At 40.9% G+C, this 18,785-nt stretch carries 16 protein-coding genes and 1 pseudogene; 11 read left to right on the plus strand and 6 right to left on the minus strand.

What is annotated here, in order from left to right:
- Positions 1-107: 107 nt before the first annotated feature.
- Positions 108-386: pseudogene (locus IQ244_RS17915) on the minus strand (Uma2 family endonuclease); the annotation flags it as partial.
- 85 nt (positions 387-471) lie between these two features.
- Between IQ244_RS17915 and thiL the strand changes: the two are divergent.
- Positions 472-1,473, plus strand: coding sequence for a thiamine-phosphate kinase (thiL, locus tag IQ244_RS17920; RefSeq protein WP_193896475.1), 1,002 nt, complete (start codon positions 472-474; stop codon positions 1,471-1,473).
- 53 nt (positions 1,474-1,526) lie between these two features.
- Here the strand turns inward: thiL and IQ244_RS17925 are convergent, their stop codons facing one another.
- Positions 1,527-2,540, minus strand: coding sequence for a type I glyceraldehyde-3-phosphate dehydrogenase (locus IQ244_RS17925; protein ID WP_193896477.1), 1,014 nt, complete (start codon positions 2,538-2,540; stop codon positions 1,527-1,529).
- A 116-nt stretch (positions 2,541-2,656) separates the two neighbouring features.
- Entirely contained in the window at positions 2,657-3,280 is a 624-nt protein-coding gene (gene nadD, locus IQ244_RS17930; protein WP_193896479.1) for a nicotinate (nicotinamide) nucleotide adenylyltransferase, read from the minus strand.
- Positions 3,281-3,678: 398 nt separating this feature from the next.
- Here nadD and murC point away from each other — a divergent pair, with 398 nt between their 5' ends.
- The 4 genes from murC to IQ244_RS17950 all read left to right on the plus strand — a co-directional run bounded on the left by murC (position 3,679) and on the right by IQ244_RS17950 (position 7,361).
- Complete coding sequence (gene murC / locus IQ244_RS17935; protein WP_193896481.1) at positions 3,679-5,142, plus strand: UDP-N-acetylmuramate--L-alanine ligase; 1,464 nt, start codon at positions 3,679-3,681, stop codon at positions 5,140-5,142.
- 89 nt (positions 5,143-5,231) lie between these two features.
- Positions 5,232-6,233 (plus strand): UDP-N-acetylmuramate dehydrogenase, encoded by a 1,002-nt coding sequence (gene murB, locus IQ244_RS17940; protein ID WP_193896483.1) that lies wholly within the window; start codon positions 5,232-5,234, stop codon positions 6,231-6,233.
- 205 nt (positions 6,234-6,438) lie between these two features.
- Complete coding sequence (locus IQ244_RS17945; protein WP_015113098.1) at positions 6,439-6,786, plus strand: YbaB/EbfC family nucleoid-associated protein; 348 nt, start codon at positions 6,439-6,441, stop codon at positions 6,784-6,786.
- Between the two features lie 95 nt (positions 6,787-6,881).
- Positions 6,882-7,361 (plus strand): low molecular weight protein-tyrosine-phosphatase, encoded by a 480-nt coding sequence (locus tag IQ244_RS17950; RefSeq protein ID WP_193896595.1) that lies wholly within the window; start codon positions 6,882-6,884, stop codon positions 7,359-7,361.
- A gap of 303 nt (positions 7,362-7,664) precedes the next feature.
- Here the strand turns inward: IQ244_RS17950 and IQ244_RS17955 are convergent, their stop codons facing one another.
- Complete coding sequence (locus IQ244_RS17955; RefSeq protein WP_193896485.1) at positions 7,665-8,348, minus strand: response regulator transcription factor; 684 nt, start codon at positions 8,346-8,348, stop codon at positions 7,665-7,667.
- 475 nt (positions 8,349-8,823) lie between these two features.
- Between IQ244_RS17955 and smpB the strand changes: the two genes are divergently transcribed.
- Both smpB and IQ244_RS17965 read left to right on the plus strand, forming a co-directional pair.
- Positions 8,824-9,291 carry an SsrA-binding protein SmpB gene (gene smpB / locus IQ244_RS17960; protein ID WP_193896487.1) on the plus strand — a complete coding sequence of 156 codons (468 nt, stop codon included), beginning with the start codon at positions 8,824-8,826 and terminating at the stop codon, positions 9,289-9,291.
- A 218-nt stretch (positions 9,292-9,509) separates the two neighbouring features.
- Positions 9,510-9,785: a WGxxGxxG family protein gene (locus IQ244_RS17965; protein WP_193896490.1), complete on the plus strand. Its 276-nt coding sequence runs from the start codon at positions 9,510-9,512 to the stop codon at positions 9,783-9,785.
- Positions 9,786-9,893: 108 nt separating this feature from the next.
- On the opposite strand, the gene IQ244_RS17970 is transcribed toward IQ244_RS17965, so the two are convergent.
- Both IQ244_RS17970 and IQ244_RS17975 read right to left on the minus strand, forming a co-directional pair.
- Positions 9,894-11,321, minus strand: coding sequence for an IctB family putative bicarbonate transporter (locus IQ244_RS17970; protein ID WP_193896491.1), 1,428 nt, complete (start codon positions 11,319-11,321; stop codon positions 9,894-9,896).
- A 301-nt stretch (positions 11,322-11,622) separates the two neighbouring features.
- Positions 11,623-13,176, minus strand: coding sequence for a GAF domain-containing sensor histidine kinase (locus IQ244_RS17975; RefSeq protein WP_193896493.1), 1,554 nt, complete (start codon positions 13,174-13,176; stop codon positions 11,623-11,625).
- 703 nt (positions 13,177-13,879) lie between these two features.
- Here IQ244_RS17975 and IQ244_RS17980 point away from each other — a divergent pair.
- From IQ244_RS17980 to IQ244_RS17995, 4 genes are all read left to right on the plus strand, one after another.
- The gene (locus IQ244_RS17980; protein ID WP_193896495.1) at positions 13,880-15,046 is read left to right on the plus strand and encodes a DegT/DnrJ/EryC1/StrS family aminotransferase; all 1,167 of its coding nucleotides are present in this window, start codon (positions 13,880-13,882) and stop codon (positions 15,044-15,046) included.
- A 191-nt stretch (positions 15,047-15,237) separates the two neighbouring features.
- Positions 15,238-16,137, plus strand: a complete 900-nt coding sequence (crtB, locus tag IQ244_RS17985; protein WP_193896497.1) for a cyanoexosortase B — start codon at positions 15,238-15,240, stop codon at positions 16,135-16,137.
- A gap of 217 nt (positions 16,138-16,354) precedes the next feature.
- A complete protein-coding gene (locus IQ244_RS17990) occupies positions 16,355-17,077 on the plus strand; it encodes a cyanoexosortase B system-associated protein (protein ID WP_193896500.1) in 723 nt (240 codons plus the stop codon).
- 200 nt (positions 17,078-17,277) lie between these two features.
- Positions 17,278-18,690: a polysaccharide biosynthesis/export family protein gene (locus tag IQ244_RS17995; RefSeq protein ID WP_193896502.1), complete on the plus strand. Its 1,413-nt coding sequence runs from the start codon at positions 17,278-17,280 to the stop codon at positions 18,688-18,690.
- Positions 18,691-18,785: the final 95 nt, after the last annotated feature.

Genomic DNA, 18,785 nt, shown 5'->3' on the forward strand with positions numbered 1-18,785 from the left:
AGTTTTATCTTGCTCTCTAGTCAGAAATACCCTTAAACGGCTACCCATATTGCTGTTACCTTTGTAGACGCATTGTACGTATTTACTTATCTTTACATAGTTTGGTTTTTTCGCCTCGTTCTACTTACTACACACAAATCAGTTAACCTAGACTTATTTCTTCCTGTTCTCGTCCCAGTTTCCCGAAAAGTTAACCAAGGTAAACTTAAACGCTGAATTTCTGCTTTAAATAAGGTAGCTAAAAATTCGACAATTAAGAAATGTTCAATCGTTGGGGGATTCATTAATTCCAGCCTGCCATCCACTAACTCGTAGTGAAAACCACTGCCATCATCATAAGTTAAATACTCTTCAAATGTGAGTTTTGTTACTGGTGTAGTGACCATCCCAACATCCCCCTAGACGATACCATTATCGTAACTGAAGCGTGAAGTCTGAAGTGTCATCTTTCTCCCTCCTGACCAATAACTAATGACAACAATTAAAGATATTGGCGAACAAGGCCTGTTAGCAAAATTACAAAGCTTTTGTCCCGCAGAAATGATTGGGGATGATGCAGCAGTGTTGGTAACTGTGCCAGGAAAATCTTTAGTAGTAACAACAGATGTCTTAGTTGATGGCGTACACTTCAGTGATGCTACCACTTCCCCAGAGGATGCAGGTTGGCGAGCCGCAGCCGCTAATTTATCAGATTTAGCAGCAATGGGGGCTTCTCCTTTGGGTATTACCGTTGGGTTGGGGCTTCCTGGCGATTTACAAGTCAGTTGGGTTGAGCGGCTTTACCAAGGAATGGCAGAATGCCTGCAAAAATACAATACCCCAATTGTTGGCGGTGATGTAGTGCGATCGCCTGTGACAACTATTTCAATTACCGCTTTTGGTCAAGTCGATCCCCAACGAATTATCCGCCGTTCTGCTGCTCAAGTGGGATATGCGATCGTTGTCACAGGAGTTCATGGAGCCTCCCATGCTGGCTTACAATTGCTTTTGCACCCTCAATTAGGACAAAACCTCACTAACGCAGACAAGACTGCTCTCATCAAAACCCATCAACGCCCTCAACCACGATTAGATGTCTTACCAATTCTTTGGAATATTTTAAGTCCCTCCCCACTATCCATCGCAGGGATGGATAGTAGTGATGGTTTAGCAGATGCAGTTTTACAAATTTGCCACGCCAGTGGTGTTGGTGCTGTGTTAGAACGCCATCAAATTCCCTTACCAGTATCTTTTGAGCATTGGCTAAAACCAGAACAAGCAATAGAATATGCTCTCTACGGTGGTGAAGACTTTGAATTAGTTCTGTTTTTACCAAAAGAACAAGCAAATACTTTAGTACAACATTTGAGCCAAAATGCAGCAATTATTGGAACCATTACATCTGGTTCAGACGTATTACTACATGATGAGCATGAAAAAATCCCTGACCAAGTTCTTAGCCTTAGTCAGGGATTTCAACATTTTAGGCTATAGTCCAATGTCAAGAGTCAATAGTAAAAACTATTAACCATTGTACAGATACCAAATTATTGCCACTTCACGGCTACTAATTCTGCTAAATCCAGAACACGTTGGCTGTAACCCCACTCGTTGTCATACCATGCCATAACTTTTACTAAGTCACTGCCCATTACTAAAGTTAGGTTAGCATCAATAATTGAAGAAGCATCAGTGCCTTGGTAATCTGAAGATACCAATTCGAGTTCACTGTAGTCTAAGATACCTTTTAGTGAACCTTCTGAGGCATCTTTGAGAGCTTGGTTCACTTCTTCCGTAATAGTACGCTTCTCAACCTGAACAACGAAATCTACCATTGAGACGTTCGGGGTTGGTACACGTAAGGCAACGCCATTCAGCTTACCTTTGAGTTCCGGAATTACTAGCGCCACTGCTTTTGCTGCACCTGTCGAGGTGGGTACAATATTGATGGCTGCTGCTCTTGCCCGGCGCACATCGCGGTGAGAAGCGTCTAGCAAACGCTGGTCTCCGGTGTAGCTGTGGGTTGTAGTCATTGTACCTTTGATAATGCCGAATCGGTCATTTAGTACCTTGGCAATGGGAGCTAGGCAGTTGGTTGTACAGCTGGCATTACTAATAATGTGATGTATGTTGTGATCGTAATCGTGATGATTCACGCCGATCACAAAAGTACCATCTTCATTTTTTCCAGGAGCGGTAATGAGAACCTTTTTGGCTCCAGCATTTACGTGCTTTAACGCTCCTTCTTTGCTAGTAAATACCCCAGTTGCTTCAATAATCAGGTCAATTCCCCATTCTCTCCAGGGCAAGTTTTCTGGATTGCGATCAGATACGCATTTAATGGTTTTTCCGTTAACGATGATAGAGTTATCATCTGCGGTAATGTCAACATCCTTTAACTTCCCAAGCATTGAGTCATACTTTAGGAGGTGAGCATTTGTTCTAGGATCTGATGTGTCATTGACAGCTACAAGGTCGATATTACTATTTTGCCGACCTAGCCAACAACGTGCAAAGTTACGCCCGATGCGCCCGAAACCGTTGATTGCGACTCTAATCACAGTGTCTTGCCCTCTGTATTTATGCCTATAAGTTGATATCTTTGACCCCAATCATATCGCAAAGGAGGGGAGTATTAATAACTATAAAGTGTTAGATCCAAAAAAAAATATATATTTTATTCAGATTTTTCTGAATAGAGGTTGTGAGTCGTAATGTAGAATCTAACCGACTCAGGGACTAAATACTTAATAGATTGACTTTCACAAAAAAGTTTGCGAATAAGACTTGACGAAACTCCTACTAAGGGTATATTCAAGAATTGCCAGTGAATGGTAAGTGACTGCTGTTTGAGTTGTTGCTCCACTTGTTGGCAGATTATATCGCTTTGAACTCTATCCCTATCTAATTGTCGGGGCGCAATCAACCAATCACACATTTGTGCTAGTTCGTGTCCACGGTACCAACGGGGTAACGTTTGGAAAGTATCCAAACCCACAATCCAGTACCAGCGAGTATTTGAATAAATAGCAGATAAGTCAATCAAAGTGTTGATTGCATAAGAAGTTCCAGAGCGACTGGTATCCACTAAGGAAACCGTAAAAGCTGGGTTTTCTTTTGTAGCTATTTGTAGCATCTTGACTCGATGCTCAAATGGTGCTGCTTGTTTATGTGGAGGATTGAGCGATGGTACCCAAATTATTTGATCTAGGGATAGCTGATTCAAAGCCGTTTCGGCTATGAGCAAGTGTCCCCAATGAATTGGATCAAATGTGCCACCAAAAATTGCCAGTTGCTGCATCCGATCAAGCCTAAGCTTTATACCTTTGAAACACAATTTCACTATCAATGTATTATTGTACTCAATTCATGCCTTAGCTTGATGAAATTTAAAAGCGATTTGGTTACGAATGTATTATCGTAGCCGTTACCAGTCAGGAATCTAAAAATTATGTATTTGTCATTACATGAATTTCTTTCCCGATGCAGTGGAAATTTGCAGAATAATCTTAAAAATAGTTCAGAAATAGCAAAAACCTCCTACAAAGGTAAAATCATTCTCAATCCGCATAACGAAAGCGGAAAAGCTCTCAGACAGCCAGCATAAAAAAGGTGTAGAAAAATTTACGGTAAAAAACAAATTCCTGTTATGATACGCGTGTCATTTGTGAATATGGTGTGGTGTAAGAGGAGTAATCAATGAGTAATGCTGTGGATTTTGGCGGTAGACCATTCCATTTCATTGGAATTGGTGGCATAGGTATGTCTGCTCTGGCATACGTTTTGGCAAAGCGTAAATTGCCAGTATCAGGTTCAGATGTTCGTCCAAATCATATTACGCGCAAGTTGGAATCTATCGGTACACATATTTTTGGTAAGCAAGAAGCAAGTAATCTTGAATTCTTTCATCCCAAGGTAATGACGAATGAAGCAGCATTAAGTTCACAAGAATTATTAACTGCTCCTACTCAGTTCTCATTACCTCAAGTAATTTGTTCAACTGCAATTAACACTAATAATTTAGAATATAAAGCTGCGTTGGAATTGGGTTGTCCAATATTACATCGTTCAGATGTACTAGCTGCTTTGATTGCTGATTATAAAAGTATTGCTGTAGCAGGCACTCATGGCAAAACTACAACCAGTAGTATGATTGGTTATATGCTTCTACAAGCTGGTTTAGACCCCACAATTTTGGTAGGAGGTGAAGTTAATGCTTGGGAAGGTAATGCTCGCTTAGGCGAAAGCCAATATCTAGTAGCAGAAGCAGATGAATCTGATGGTTCCTTAGTGAAACACGCACCTGAGATTGGCATTATCACTAATATTGAACTAGATCATCCTGACCACTACGAAACATTAGAAGAAGTAGTTGATACTTTCCAAATATTTGCGCGGGGTTGTAAGACTTTAATTGGTAGTATTGATTGTGAGACAGTGCGCGATCGCCTGCAACCTACAATCAGCTACAGTCTACATCCAGATACTAATGCTGACTATAGCGTTACTAATATTGACTATCGTCACGATGGCACGACTGCACTAGTTTGGGAACGCGGTAAAGCTTTAGGTGTGTTAAAGTTGCGCTTACTAGGCCGTCATAACCTGAGTAATGCTTTAGCAGCAGTTGCTGTCGGTCGAGTTTTAAATTTAGAATTTGGTGAAATTGCCAAAGCTATTGCCACCTTTGAAGGTGCAAGACGACGTTTTGAGTTTCGCGGAGAAGTTGATGGCATTACATTTATTGATGACTATGCCCATCATCCTAGTGAACTGCGTGCTACTCTGGCGGCTGCACGTCTTCAAGCTAGACCAGGACAAAGAGTTGTGGCTATCTTCCAACCCCATCGCTATAGCCGCACACTGACATTTTTAGAAGAATTTTCTGAGTCGTTTGCTCATGCTGATTTAGTTGTACTAACTGATATTTACAGTGCAGGCGAACCTAACTTAGGACAAATCAGTGGTGAGCAGTTAGCCGCAGCCGTTAGTAAGTTCCACTCACAAGTGGTGTATCAACCAACCTTACCCCAAGTATGCGATTTCTTGCTGAAGACGCTACGTCCTGGAGACTTAGCACTATTTCTGGGTGCGGGCAATTTAAATCAAGTAATTCCTGAAGTCATTACTACTCTTTGCGAAGCTGCTACAGCCACATCCTAAGACCGTTGAAGAACGGCCAGATCAATTTATAACTATTGCTGTATTTTTGCGGCAGAAAAATGTAAAAATTTCACAAAATTGATGTCACAATGAAAATCTCCCAGGCAGCTGGAAACATCTGCACAGTTTCTGCTACACCTACACAGAAACAAGAATCAGATAAATCATCAGATAGCAAAATAATTTACTTACCAGGTACAGATTGTATTATCAAGCCACAAGCTTCGTTGTCTGCATTCACATCCTATAGAGTAGGGGGAGCAGCGGAATGGTATGTTGCGCCCCGCAACTTAGAAGCACTACAAGCAAGCTTGAATTACGCAAAAGAACATAATTTAACAGTAACAACTTTAGGTGCAGGTTCTAACCTGCTGGTGAGCGATCGCGGTTTACCAGGCTTAGTGATTGCCACACGTCATCTTCGCCACAGTCATTTTGACCCAGAGACAGGTTTATTAACAGTAGCGGCTGGAGAATCTATTCCTAGCCTAGCATGGGAAGCCGCACAACTGGGCTGGCAAGGCTTAGAGTGGGCTGTTGGTATTCCCGGCACTGTAGGTGGTGCTGTAGTTATGAATGCCGGCGCACATAATAGCTGCATTGCAGATATCTTAGTGAGTGCAGAAGTCTTTTCACCCGATGGCAAACTAGAAACTCTCACCCCCGCCCAATTGGGTTATAGCTACAGGACTTCATTACTTCAAGGTAGCGATCGCATTATCACCCAAGCAACTTTGCAATTGCAACCAGGTGCTGATCCAGCCAAAGTTTTAGCATTAACCAAACAACACAAGCAGCATCGACTTTCCACCCAACCTTACAACTTTCCTAGTTGTGGTAGCGTGTTCCGTAACCCCAAACCTTATACTGCTGGCTGGTTAATTGAACAAACAGGTCTCAAAGGCTATCAAATTGGTGGCGCACAAGTAGCTCAACTCCATGCCAATTTTATTGTCAATCGTGGTGGAGCCAAAGCTAGTGATATTTTCTGCTTAATTCGACACATCCAACAAAAAGTACAAGAACACTGGTCAATTTTATTAGAGCCAGAAGTCAAAATGATGGGTGAGTTTCAGGCAGCTTGTGGATAATCAGGAGTTAGAGGTTAGGGACTAGGGGCCAGTGAAAAATTTAATTCATGAGCAGCTATATTCAATTACATTATTTCTACTTCCTAGTCTCTAGTCCCTCATTCCTCATCTCTAGCGTTAATTATTAGTAACAAAAGTGGCAAATTACCGCCCGCATCTATAATTGAATTTGATTTGTTATTGAAAGCACACGCGGACAATCATTATGACAGGTAAAGGACAAGGATTTGGCTTTGGCTTAGGAAAAATGAAAGAACTAGCCGAAGCCTTTAAAAAAGCACAGCAAGTTCAAGAAGGCGCAAAGCGACTCCAAGAAGAATTGGAGCAAATGGAAATTCAAGGAGAAGCTGGTGGTGGTCTGGTTAAGGTGATTGTCAGCGGAAACCAAGAACCAAAGCGAGTAGAAATTTCTCCTGATGCCTTAGCACAAGGATCAGAACTACTTTCTGATCTCATCACAGTGGCAATGAAAGACGCTTACAACAAGTCCACGGCAACAATGCGGGAACGTATGGAAGAATTGACCAGTGGACTTGAATTACCTGGATTTTAGTCAATAGTCATTGGTCATTAGTCATTAGTCATTAGTTGAAACGAATGACAAGTGACTATTGACAAATGACAAGTGACAAAGGACAAAAAATACTTATGCCCTACAAGCTGTTGTTTGTCTGTTTGGGAAACATTTGTCGTTCGCCCTCCGCAGAGAACATCATGAGTCATCTGATTGATCAGGCTGGATTAAGTGGTAGTATCTTCTGTGATTCTGCTGGTACATCTAGCTATCACATTGGTAGTCCGCCTGACCGACGGATGAGCGCGGCGGCGACGGCTAAATTAGGAATTCAACTACGTGGTCGAGCCAGACAGTTTGCCAAATCAGATTTTCAAGAGTTTGATCTGATTTTGGCAATGGATCAAGATAATTACAACGATATTCTCACTCTTGACCCAACCGGCAAATATCACGGCAAAGTGCGCTTAATGTGTGAATTTTGCACTCAACATAACCTTAAGGAAGTTCCAGATCCCTACTATGGTGGAGTAGAGGGGTTTAATCAAGTCATAGATTTACTAGTTGATGCTTGTGAAGGTCTACTTGAGAAGATTACCAAGCAGCAAATATAAGCTTGATTAACTGAAGAAAGGCAGAGGGTAGGAGGAAAGAAATTTATTTTATAGCAGGGGATAGGGGATAGGGAATAGGTAACAGGTGACAGGTAACAGAGTTAAAAGTCTTTGATTGTCAGTTTTATCGCTTACCAATGTCCTAACTAGCTTGGCTACAGCTATACTTCTAGCAAAAGGTTAAAGCTCTATCATTGCTTGATCAACGAAGGCCAAAAAATTTAATTTGTGCGGCGCAGCACTAAGCATCCTTGTTAGATCACGCGAAATAACCCTTCTGCCTTCTCAAGTAACACAAAACAGCTATTCTACTAAACCATGTTTAATTGCAAACCTTACCAGTTCAGCCCGGTTACTGGTAGCGGTTTTTCTTAATAAACTACTAACGTATTTTTCTACTGTTCTTGGACTCAGGTGTAACTGCTGGCCCATTTCGACATTTGACAAGCCATGAGTCAGCAGTTCGAGAACTTCTTGTTCTCTGGAAGTTAAGGATGAGAAAAACTCAGGTTTATCCAGATGGGTAAATACAGGGTTATGCGCTTCTAATGCTGTTCCTGGGGTAGAAGTAGTGACATTTTCTTTATAGGAAACCCGGTACTCTGATTGAATAATTTGCGATCGCTCCAACAAATTACGAATCGCCGCTGCTAACTCCTCTAACTCAAATGGTTTTGGTAAGTATAAATCACACCCCGATTGATAACCCAGAATTCTCTCTTGGGTTTTTGTCCGTGCTGTTAATAAAATTACAGGCAATAAGCGGAATCCTGGTTGTTGACGCACCCTGCGTACCAGTTCATAGCCATTCATTCGTGGCATTACAATATCAGTGACAATTAAATCAGGACGATATTCTTCTACCATTGCCAAAGCCTCTTGACCGTCATTAGCTGTGATCACCGAGTAGCCAGACAGTTCAAGATAATCACTAATAGATAGACGAGTGCCCAGATCGTCATCCACCACAAGGATCGTCAAGGGCATGGACAGTACACCCCTAGCATTTTTGTTACTTAGAAATTTGCTTCTACGAGCTTTTTCAGTGAACACAGGCAATAATAGTGTTCTTATGTTTCATACTATGACAGGATTACCAGCTAATGACTGTCCGATGGGGAATTTATAAAGAAAATCTTAAATCATTAGAGTAGCTCAAGCAGTTTAACGTAGGTTTCATAGCTAGTGCTTGTCAGGCATAGAGACTTTTGTAATTCTTAACAACACTCAATTAATCTAGAGTAATCACTCAGCATAATGTAAATAATATTGACTTTACTCATGATAATGCAGCAGATAGCGCAGCAAGTAACATTTTAATTGATGGTTATAAAAAGCTAGATTAATAGGATAACACTGATATTCAGCTAATAATTAATTTATAGTAGTTTAATATGCCTCTATAAATTCACAAGGTCGTCTAAACGATTTTTGCAATACATTTAAACTTCTAAAAATATCAATGAGTGAAAAAAGCGACAGTTACAAAGTTATTAGCGACAACCGTCAAGCCCGTTATTTGTATGAAATCTTGGAAACCTATGAAGCTGGCGTTCAGTTGACGGGAACAGAGGTTAAGTCCATTCGTGCCGGTAAGGTAAATCTACAAGATGGTTATGGTTTGATTCGTGATGGGGAACTATGGTTACTCAACGTGCATATTTCTCCATACAATGCTAGTGGGCAATATTTCAATCATGAACCGCGACGGACGCGTAAGCTACTACTGCATCGTCAGGAAATTCGTAAGTTAATTGGCAAAGTAGAACAACAGGGTTTGACACTCGTACCTTTAAAAATGTACCTCAAGCGAGGTTGGGTAAAGGTGAGTCTTGCCCTTGGTAAAGGTAAAAAACTCCATGACAAGCGAGATGATATCAAACGCCGCCAAGATCAACGCGATATTCAAAGAGCAATGAAAAATTATTAAAGAGTCCATACATAGTCCAGAGTCATTGCTCACAAGAGGGGCTTGAGACTAGTATATTTACTCAATATGAGTTAAATGCCCCGCGAATATTAACAGCACCTTGCTATACCTTCAGTGTTAGTTGATAAAAAACCTAGTTTATAGCTACAGATTGATTCTGGCCGCATTAGGACTCGATAGAGTGGTGGGTAACTTTGCAACCAATAAGGGACTTCATCATGAAACGCAACCTTGCTAAAGCTGTTAGCGCTGGAGTACTAACATTAGGGATGGCAATTGTGCCTTTAACATTGCCTGTACAAGCTCAGGACAACACTACTACCACTGGTGATGCACCACGGACAACTACTAGCGATCGCAATGATTTTGATTGGGGTTGGCTAGGATTACTTGGTCTGCTAGGTCTGGGGGGTTTAGCTGGCAGAAAGCAGAACGATGAACCGACCCGTTATCGTGATCCTAACGCTCCTGGGACTACGAGCTACAGGGACTAGTGCAACAAAACATAATTCAAAAAATTTGAGAATGAGACTTAGGTGATTTTGATTTTCTGGAAAACTCAAATGGGCAAGTTTCCACTTTAACTTGCCCATTTTTCACTGTTAACTAGTTGCAGACTCTTGGTTAGAGGAATTAATTTGTTGGTTGTAATTTTGATTTAGTGGTATCCAATAGCTGGCAATTAAAGCGACCATCAACCACCAAAGGGTATTGACTTCAGGCCGGAACCAAATAGTGTCTACTGTACCGTGAGCTAACATCCCCAGCAAAGTAGCACAAGCACCAATTAACCAAAATCCTTGAATATTGCTCGATTCTCGTAATCTCCGCAGTTGGAGAAAGGCTGTATTAAAGGTGACTAAGATTAGCCACAAAAAACAAGCTAAACCAACAAAGCCAGTTTCTACAGCTATCTCCAGGAGGATGGAGTAAGCGCTTAAAGCACTATAACGAGGATGTTGGTAAAGGGGGTAGATTTTATTAAAAGTATTATGACCAGGGCCAATACCAATGATAGGGCGATCGCGAATCATTTCAAAAACAGCATCCCAAACATTGCGACGATAATTGTTACTGCTATCTTGGCGATCGGCAAAAATACTAAAAATCCTTATACGCACTGGCTCCACAAATATAACTGCTAGGAGCAAGACTCCTAGTGTACCTCCCAAAATTATCGGCAGTGACCAAGTACGCCAAAAACGAGGTAGTTCTAGACTGTGCCAATAAACCAATAACGCGATCGCTGTTAAAATTGCTACGACTAGCCCAATCCACCCACCACGGCTAAAAGTCAAAATTAAGCAAGCACTATTCACAATTAGCATTGTTAATGCTAAAGCTTTTTTGACCCAACCTTGCCAAGCAAAAATAGCTACTAAACTCAAAACTACAGCTGGCATTAAATACCCAGCTAACAAATTAGGATTACCCAAATAACTATAAACCCTGGTTGTCTTAGACAAAGGTGATTCCGGATCTACCCATGTAGCCAATTGGGCAGCGCCAAAAAACCATTGCCGTAATCCATATACACTAACAATTAGCGATATATGTAGATATAAGGTAATAATCCAAGTTCGCAGACGTGGCGACCTGAGTACCCTAGCACACAGGGCAAACAGCAATAAATATAGTGTTAATGTCACCAAATCATTCAAAGCGGCCTTTTTCACTGGTGATAATGCTGTAGCGACTACAGCAATTCCCCAATAAAGCAATACCAACAAGTGAATCGGCGTAACTAACGGAGGATTGGCTGGTATTGGCTCATCAGATAAAGTCAACAATAACCAAAATGCTACACATGCTGTCAGCAGTAAACCGATCAATGTACTCGAAACAAAAGGGGCCAGAACATAAATTAAGCTGATTAAGGCAGCTGCAATTATGTCTGCCCACTGAATCAGAATACTGCTTTGCCGCCACGAGTTGAACAAACCAACTGAACAACGGCGTAGGTAGCTAGTTGCCAAGTATTCTTTGAGTGGTAAATCAGATAAAGTCAATCGTTGCCAGACTAAATTCATAAAACACGCTGCATTTAATGAGCAGATCTGCACAAGCAGAACTTGCACTTAATCATAATGCCGGTGATTATAAACAGGTAACAACAAAGATTGCAAATTTAGTAAAGATGCTTTCGTGCAAAGGCACTATTCCATCTCAGCGAAAATTAGGAATATCTCATCTAAAAAATGGGCAAAAAATTGAAATTTAAGGTTTTTATATTTTTACTTCTGCCTCGTGATATTAGTGATGATTTATCAGATGATGCTGATTGAAGGGAATAAATCAGTAGTTGGGTAAACTCAAAAAAGCAGCTAGTGATTAAATCTCATTCACTACTTCCGTAGTATTAGCAGTTTGTAATGGTAAAGAAAGTACATAACGGTGTCCTGATTCTGCTGAACCTTGGATCGAAATTTGTCCACCATGCAATTCTGCCAGCTGGCAACTTAACAACAAACCTAAGCTTTCGCGGGACAAACCATTATTACTCTTAACTAACTCCATATCAGAGTTCACATTTAACAAATCTGAGTAAGAATCATTTAAGTTAGGCGATTGTTCTAATGTGATTGATAAACCACCTAGCTCATCTTGGCTTGTAGAATAGGTACTGTAAGATGCTGCTTCATTGGCAAGTTCCAGCAGAGATAAGGGATGAAGACGAAAGTAGGGATCAACTTCGGTGATACCATCTCCCAACCAAGGATGTGAAACCCAAACAGTAATATTAAGTGTGTTTTCCTTGTAAGAGACGTGAATCCTTACAATACTACCTGTAGCCGATAATTGAATCACACTGAAAACCATGTGATAAATTATTTGCCGCACTTTGTCTTTATCTAAAGGCCAAATGCGCCCACGCCCAGGTTCTATTGACAGGCGAATATCTTGCTCTCGACGATTAGCAGGCTCTTCTAGACTATTGATAGCTTGTTGGCATAACATTTCAATGTCTACGGGAGCTAGGTTTAGTGTCTGCGAATTTTCATCGACTGTTCCTAATTCAGTAATCTCGTTAACTAAAGAAAGTAAATAGCGCCCGCTGTGTTGAATAATTTCTAGATATTCTCTTTGCTTAGTTGTCAAAGGCCCATAAATTTCTCTACCTAAGACACTAGCCATACCTAGTACAGATGTTAAAGGCGTGCGTAACTCTTGCGTCAGTTGCCCCAATAGTTCTAGTTTTAGTTGTCTAGTAGAACGTGATTCTTTTTCTAAACTTGCTGATGTTAGTTTTAGTCCATTGTTGGGTTCTTCATTGATGAACAAAGTACCCGTACTTTTATGATTGCTTTTTTCTGGTCTATTTTGAAGGAGTCGGTTACGCTCAAATTCACTCATGCTCCAACGAGCAATGATTTGTAAAAATTCAATATCTCGATTTTTAAACTCGCGCGGAGCCAAATCCATAACTGCCAAGGCACCTAAACAATGCCCGGAAGAATCAATTAATGGCACTCCTAAGTAAGCGCGAATGCCATATTCCTGGACTAATTTACTAGTGATAATAGTATTATTACTATATTTGTGCGTATCAGTTATTACTAACTCTCTACAAGTTTCTACTACTTGAGTGCAGAAAGATTCTCGGCGCAACAACTGACGGCTTTGCGCTAAATGATTCATCAATCCCAGTCTAGATAAACCTACTGCTGATTTGAACCAGTGACGTTCCTGATCCACAAATCCCAGTATGGAAATTGGTGCTTCCAAAAAATGGGCTGCCGTTTGAGTAGCTTCCTCAAAGACAGGTATTGTTTCGGGTTGCCGCAAACCTAGTTCTGACAGCACTGTAAGGCGCTGTTGTTCTCTCGTTTCCTGAGAAGCCCAACCATCCTTAAGAGCAAATAATTTGTTTTCAGGCTCTACCATTGCCACCGCTACCTTGATAATTCGTCGATATTGTAATATATATAACCACTGTTTCCGGGTTATGGTTTCCTATTGTTAAGCATTCCCCAATTTTGCCCTCGACAAACAATAATTGCATAGAAATTTTATACAACTGTGGAAAATACGGTGATCTAGTAGAATGTCTAGATTACTCAAAGTTTTAATGTCAAGCAACGTTAGTTTTAAACTTCACCAGGGTAATCTAATCTTAGAGTTTGTATAAAAGTATTGTTTCAGTATTAGTTCTATACATAAAGGAAAAATAGGAGTTTTTGTCATACTTATGCAAGCATTGTTGATTTAAAATCTAACTTTTACGTATAATCACGGCTGCTAATTTCATCACAGCTTGAGCATTTTTGATATTTTTATTAGGTTAAATATTACACCAGTTAATTTATGGCAATAATCAATCGTAGGTGGGCAATGTGGAAAAGTTATTCAAAAACTTATTTTTATGTTGTGGACATTACAGCTTGAACGAAAAATATGCTCATATTTAAAGTTGTTTTCTATTAATAAACAGCTTGTTTTAAATGTGCTACCCACATTTAAAACAAGCTGTTTGTAGAAAAAAATATCAAAAATTTACTGATGGTTTACAAAGAAAAATCGTTTAAAGTTTATGTTTAAACAGATTCTTGAAAATATTTGACACCTAAAATTTGAGGCGAAATTATCAATGAATAAAATTGCTGTGAGAGTTCCTTTTGTAGACCTAAATTTACAACATCAACCAATTCAAAATCAATTAAAACAAGCAATTAGTGGTGTATTAAATCGGGGAGACTTCATTTTAGGTAAAGCAGTTGCAGATTTTGAGACAGCATTTGCTATAGCATCTGGTGCAGAATATGGTGTGGGTGTGGCATCAGGAACAGATGCGATCGCTCTGGGTTTACAAGCTTGCAATATTGGTGTGGGTGATGAAGTCATTCTCCCAGCCAACACCTTTGTTGCCACATTAATCGGAGTATTACGTGTTGGCGCTAAACCAATTCTTGTTGATTGCGATCCTCAGACAGCCTTAATTGATTTAGCAGCAGCAGCTAAGGTAGTGACTGCCCAGACTAAAGCGATTATTCCTGTACATTTATATGGGCAGATGGTATCACCAAAACAATTATTAGATTTTGCAGCTACCCACAAACTATTAATTTTTGAAGATGCAGCCCAGGCGCACCTAGCTGAACGGGAAGGTTATCGGGCTGGTTCTGTGGGTATTGCTGCGGCTTTTAGCTTTTACCCCAGTAAGAATTTAGGGGCTTTTGGCGATGGCGGAATGCTCATCACCAAAAATCCAGAGATTGCCCAAAAGATGGTGCGCTTACGCAACTACGGTGCAGCCCAAAAATATGTTCATGTCGAACCAGGGACTAATAGCCGCTTAGATACCTTGCAAGCAGCAGTGTTGCTGGCAAAGTTACCTCATTTACAACAGTGGAATGGCGATCGCAATTCCATTGCCCAACAGTACGATACAGAATTAGCCCCTTTAGCAGCAGCTGGCATTATCCCTATTCAAAATCACAGTAGTGCCGGACACGTTTATCATCTCTACGTCATTAAAATTGATGATACTTGTTCGGTTGAACGCCAGCAAATTCAAGACAAACTTACCGCAGCCGGAATTCAAACCGGAATTCACTATCCCATTCCTTGCCATCTGCAACCAGCATTTACCTACTTAGGCTATCAACAGGGAGATTTTCCCCAATCGGAAAAACTCGCCAAGCAAATATTATCTTTACCCATGTATCCTGGTTTAAGTAGTAGTCAAATTAAAGAAGTCGTGGCAGAGATTACATCAATTATGAGTGGCGAACAACAACAGTTGTTATCCGTTTAACAACCAAGAATTCAGGAGTCAGGCTTCTTTATAAGACCCTCCGCGAACGCCGTCAGCGTCAACCAAGTGGAGCCAGAATTCATCATTGAATTTCTAACTCCTGATGGGTGAATCAACAATCAAAGATTCGCACCTCATCTTTGGATTTTCTGACTTCTGAATTCTGAATTCTTTTTTAATGACTTAAAATCATGGCACTTCCGCAACACATTCAAATTAGAAGCACACAACAATTACTGAGCATAGCAATTTTAGGCGTTTTGGGATTACTTTATGTGCCGATATTGCTGCACTGGCTTGATGGTTGGTTAAATAAAAGTATCAGTATCGAACACGAGTATTTTAGCCACGGAATTATTGGTTTACCGTTTGCAGCTTACCTGAGTTGGTTGAATCGCAAACAGTGGCAACGTTTACCAGACAGCACTCATCCTATGGGTGCTTTTTTGCTTTTAATCGGCGGAGTGTTTTATCTTAGCGGTATCGCCGAGTGGGTTAACCTTTCTTTGCCCATCATTCTCATAGGATTGTGTCTGTGGTTTAAGGGCGTAGTCGGCTTGCGATTACAAAGTTTTCCCTTGATACTATTATTTTTGGCAACCCCCACTTTTGTTCCATATCTATTGGTTCCTTACACCTTACCCTTGCAAAGTTTTATCGCTGGTACAGCCGGATTCATCCTCAATCAAATTGGGATGCAAGTTACCGTTGATGAAATTAATATTTATGTTAGCGGACGCATTGTGGAAGTAGCACCCTATTGCGCGGGGCTAAAAATGTTGTTTACGACTCTCTACGTCAGCTTAATGTTACTGTATTGGACTGGTGCATTGGCTTCACGCCGGATTAGTGTTTGGTTTGTATGTATTGCTATTGTTATTAGCGTGACTGCCAATATTATTCGTAACACCTTCCTCAGTTACTTTCACGGCACAGGTAACGAAGCCGCATTTAAATGGTTACACGATAGTTGGGGCGGTGATCTGTATTCTGCTTGTATGCTTTTATTATTGGTACCCTTACTGAACTGGATGAACAGCAATTTTGCAGCAGAGCCAGAAATTGCAGAACCTATAGAAGAGCAAGACTAACAAAGCATTTAAAGTCGTGACGTTATTCACTCACTCTACAAGTATTCTGCAATAATGCGATCGCCAAGGTGAGAATTACTTCGCTTCTCTGGAAACGCAACCAAACTGCTATTGTCTTAACTTTCATCAATCCCCACTCATAGAGACTGCTACTTTTACTGAACTCAGAGTGCCATTTTTTAAGTAAAATCTTGCGTAAATATCGCAAATTTTACTGATGATTTCCTTTTCTAAGGTTCTCAAAGAAAAACAGTTCACTTATGTAGTAGTTCTTGTATTATTGCTACTGCTATTGGCGATGGGTGGAGTTCCCGGATACTTCACAGGACGCTGGGAATGGAAACAGCCATCACCTGTTACCACCCTCAAGGAATTAAAAAAAATTCGGAAGACGGGATTAACCATTCCTGGCTGGGAAACGGTTCAACAAAGCGAACAACAAGTTGGCGAGCATAAATGGTCGTTGCAAATTCTCAAACAAGCCAGTTCACAAACTCAGGTAGTATTGCTATTACTGCCACAAAATGGGCCGAAGGATCAACCTGAAGTGGAATGGACGGAGATTAACGGCTGGGGTCGGTTGCGCTGGGGAAAATGGGATCTAGCTCAAGAACGTTCTCTGGAATTTTCGGTGAAACAGTCCCAAACTTCAAATTCCCATCCAGAAGCGCGAGTCAAGGCTAGATTTTTTCGCGTTTCGACAAAACAAGATACCTTTGCTGCTTTGCAATGGTATGCTTTCCGCAATGGTGGAGACCCATCACCTTTAAACTGGTTTGTGACAGATCAATTGGCACAGTGGCAGAAACATCGGATTCCTTGGGTGGCGGTGAGTATTCTGATACCGATGGAGCCTTTTGGAGAAGTAGAAAATACTCGGTCTTTAGCGCAGTCTTTGGGTGAAGCGGTGCAAACAGCATTGATGGTAAACGCTATCTAGCCAAGTATGTTTGAAAATATCAGAAATCAACTAGTGATGTTGAGAACCTGTTATCTTTGAACAAACAATTTCGGAGACTAGCAGAATAAAAATTTTTAGGCTTTTCTATAATCAATTCGGCAACTCAAAACAAACATAAAAATTATTTCCAACGTACACGACTTGGTAGAACCAATTCTCAATACAGCTTTACTGCACCGATGTTTATAGCTTCCCATCCTTATATACGTGCATTTAGCACTTTATGTTTTGTCAGTTTTCAGGCAGGTGTTTTTCTCACAAATACTGTCCAACCTGTTGTTGCTCAAGCTTTACCATCTCCTGAAACATCTCCAGGGCAACAATTTCCGGTGCTACCTCCGGCAAATCCAGCAGCGGAAGAATCACCCCTCCAACCGCCTGCGCCACCGCCAAATGCTGACGGTGTAATTCCAGGTGAAAGCAGCGAAGCTTCTTCCCAACTCAACCGTTATCTGTTAGGGCCGGGAGATGTAATTAGTGTGGCGTTTCAGCGTCCTCCCGGTGCTTATCGCTTAGGGCCGGGAGATTCGATTAATGTTGTGGTTCAACGCTTCCCTGATTTAAGTTTTCCCGCTTCAATTAATCCAGAAGGTAATATTGCAGTGCCACTACTAGGTACAGTGCCACTACAAGGTTTAACTTTGCTAGAAGCTCAAGAAAGAATTCGGTTGTTATTCAATCGTTATGTAGTTAATCCTATAGTTGTATTGTCCTTGACTGGTCTACGTCAGGATTTGAGTTTTCAAGCGCAAATTAGCCCCGAAGGCAATATTGTTGTGCCACAGGTGGGAATATTATCTATACAAGGCTTAAGTTTGGCAGAAGCTCAAGAAAAAATTCGCTTAAGTTTGAGTCGCGTCACGGTTGATCCAGCGATCGCCGTATCTCTATTCTCACCACGACCTGTACAAATTACAATTAGTGGCGAAGTTTTTCGTCCAGGAATTTATCCTGTCAGTTCTACTACACCTAGAGTTGCTGATGCTTTACTGATAGCTGGCGGTTCGACGATGAACGCCGACCTCAGACAAGTGCAAGTGCGTCGAAAATTAATGGATGGTTCTGTAATTGCCCAAAATATTGACCTCTATGCAGCCTTGCAAAATGGTGGTTCAGTACCAAATTTGCGCTTGCAAGATGGGGATGCAGTGATCATACCCCGTCGAGAAGTCGGTAATGATGATGGTTATGACCGGAATTTAATCGCTCGCTCATCTTTGGCTGTACCACAGATTCGAGTCCGGTTGTTAAACTATGCGGCTGGTGGACTTGTGACGCAAACTCTACCGAATGGCAGTACTTTTATTGATGCTTTGGGAGGGATTAATTTAGATACAGCTAACCTGCGAGATATTGCCTTAATTCGATTTGACCCAGAACGCGGTCGCGCAATTACGCAAAAACTGGATGCCAAAAAAGCACTTTCTGGTGATATCTCTCAAAATGTCCCCTTACAAGATAATGATGTTATTGTTGTTGGTCGCAACTTAATTACCAGAATTACTAATATCTTTAGTACAATTACTCGCCCGTTCTTTGATGTTCAAAGTTTTATCCGCTTCTTTCAATTTTTTGGTGGTAGCTCAAATTAGTGCATATCATTTGTTTGGCCTGATGACATCAAAAAATGACCCTTGACTATTGACTATTAACAGCATTCTCTCGCTTATTTCTATATGCCTCTGCT

Origin of the sequence: Nostoc sp. LEGE 06077 (genome assembly GCF_015207705.1) — a bacterium.
GTDB lineage: Bacteria > Cyanobacteriota > Cyanobacteriia > Cyanobacteriales > Nostocaceae > Nostoc_B.

What these genes read in the sequence shown, in the direction of transcription:
- murB (WP_193896483.1), top strand. Translation starts at nt 5,232, where the DNA reads ATGAAAATCTCCCAGGCAGCTGGAAACATCTGCACAGTTTCTGCTACA.
- IQ244_RS17970 (WP_193896491.1), bottom strand. Translation starts at nt 11,321, where the DNA reads ATGAATTTAGTCTGGCAACGATTGACTTTATCTGATTTACCACTCAAA.
- thiL (WP_193896475.1), top strand. Translation starts at nt 472, where the DNA reads ATGACAACAATTAAAGATATTGGCGAACAAGGCCTGTTAGCAAAATTA.
- IQ244_RS17945 (WP_015113098.1), top strand. Translation starts at nt 6,439, where the DNA reads ATGACAGGTAAAGGACAAGGATTTGGCTTTGGCTTAGGAAAAATGAAA.
- IQ244_RS17955 (WP_193896485.1), bottom strand. Translation starts at nt 8,348, where the DNA reads ATGCCCTTGACGATCCTTGTGGTGGATGACGATCTGGGCACTCGTCTA.
- crtB (WP_193896497.1), top strand. Translation starts at nt 15,238, where the DNA reads ATGGCACTTCCGCAACACATTCAAATTAGAAGCACACAACAATTACTG.
- IQ244_RS17965 (WP_193896490.1), top strand. Translation starts at nt 9,510, where the DNA reads ATGAAACGCAACCTTGCTAAAGCTGTTAGCGCTGGAGTACTAACATTA.
- IQ244_RS17990 (WP_193896500.1), top strand. Translation starts at nt 16,355, where the DNA reads ATGATTTCCTTTTCTAAGGTTCTCAAAGAAAAACAGTTCACTTATGTA.
- IQ244_RS17950 (WP_193896595.1), top strand. Translation starts at nt 6,882, where the DNA reads ATGCCCTACAAGCTGTTGTTTGTCTGTTTGGGAAACATTTGTCGTTCG.
- nadD (WP_193896479.1), bottom strand. Translation starts at nt 3,280, where the DNA reads ATGCAGCAACTGGCAATTTTTGGTGGCACATTTGATCCAATTCATTGG.
- smpB (WP_193896487.1), top strand. Translation starts at nt 8,824, where the DNA reads ATGAGTGAAAAAAGCGACAGTTACAAAGTTATTAGCGACAACCGTCAA.
- IQ244_RS17995 (WP_193896502.1), top strand. Translation starts at nt 17,278, where the DNA reads ATGTTTATAGCTTCCCATCCTTATATACGTGCATTTAGCACTTTATGT.
- IQ244_RS17980 (WP_193896495.1), top strand. Translation starts at nt 13,880, where the DNA reads ATGAATAAAATTGCTGTGAGAGTTCCTTTTGTAGACCTAAATTTACAA.
- murC (WP_193896481.1), top strand. Translation starts at nt 3,679, where the DNA reads ATGAGTAATGCTGTGGATTTTGGCGGTAGACCATTCCATTTCATTGGA.
- IQ244_RS17975 (WP_193896493.1), bottom strand. Translation starts at nt 13,176, where the DNA reads ATGGTAGAGCCTGAAAACAAATTATTTGCTCTTAAGGATGGTTGGGCT.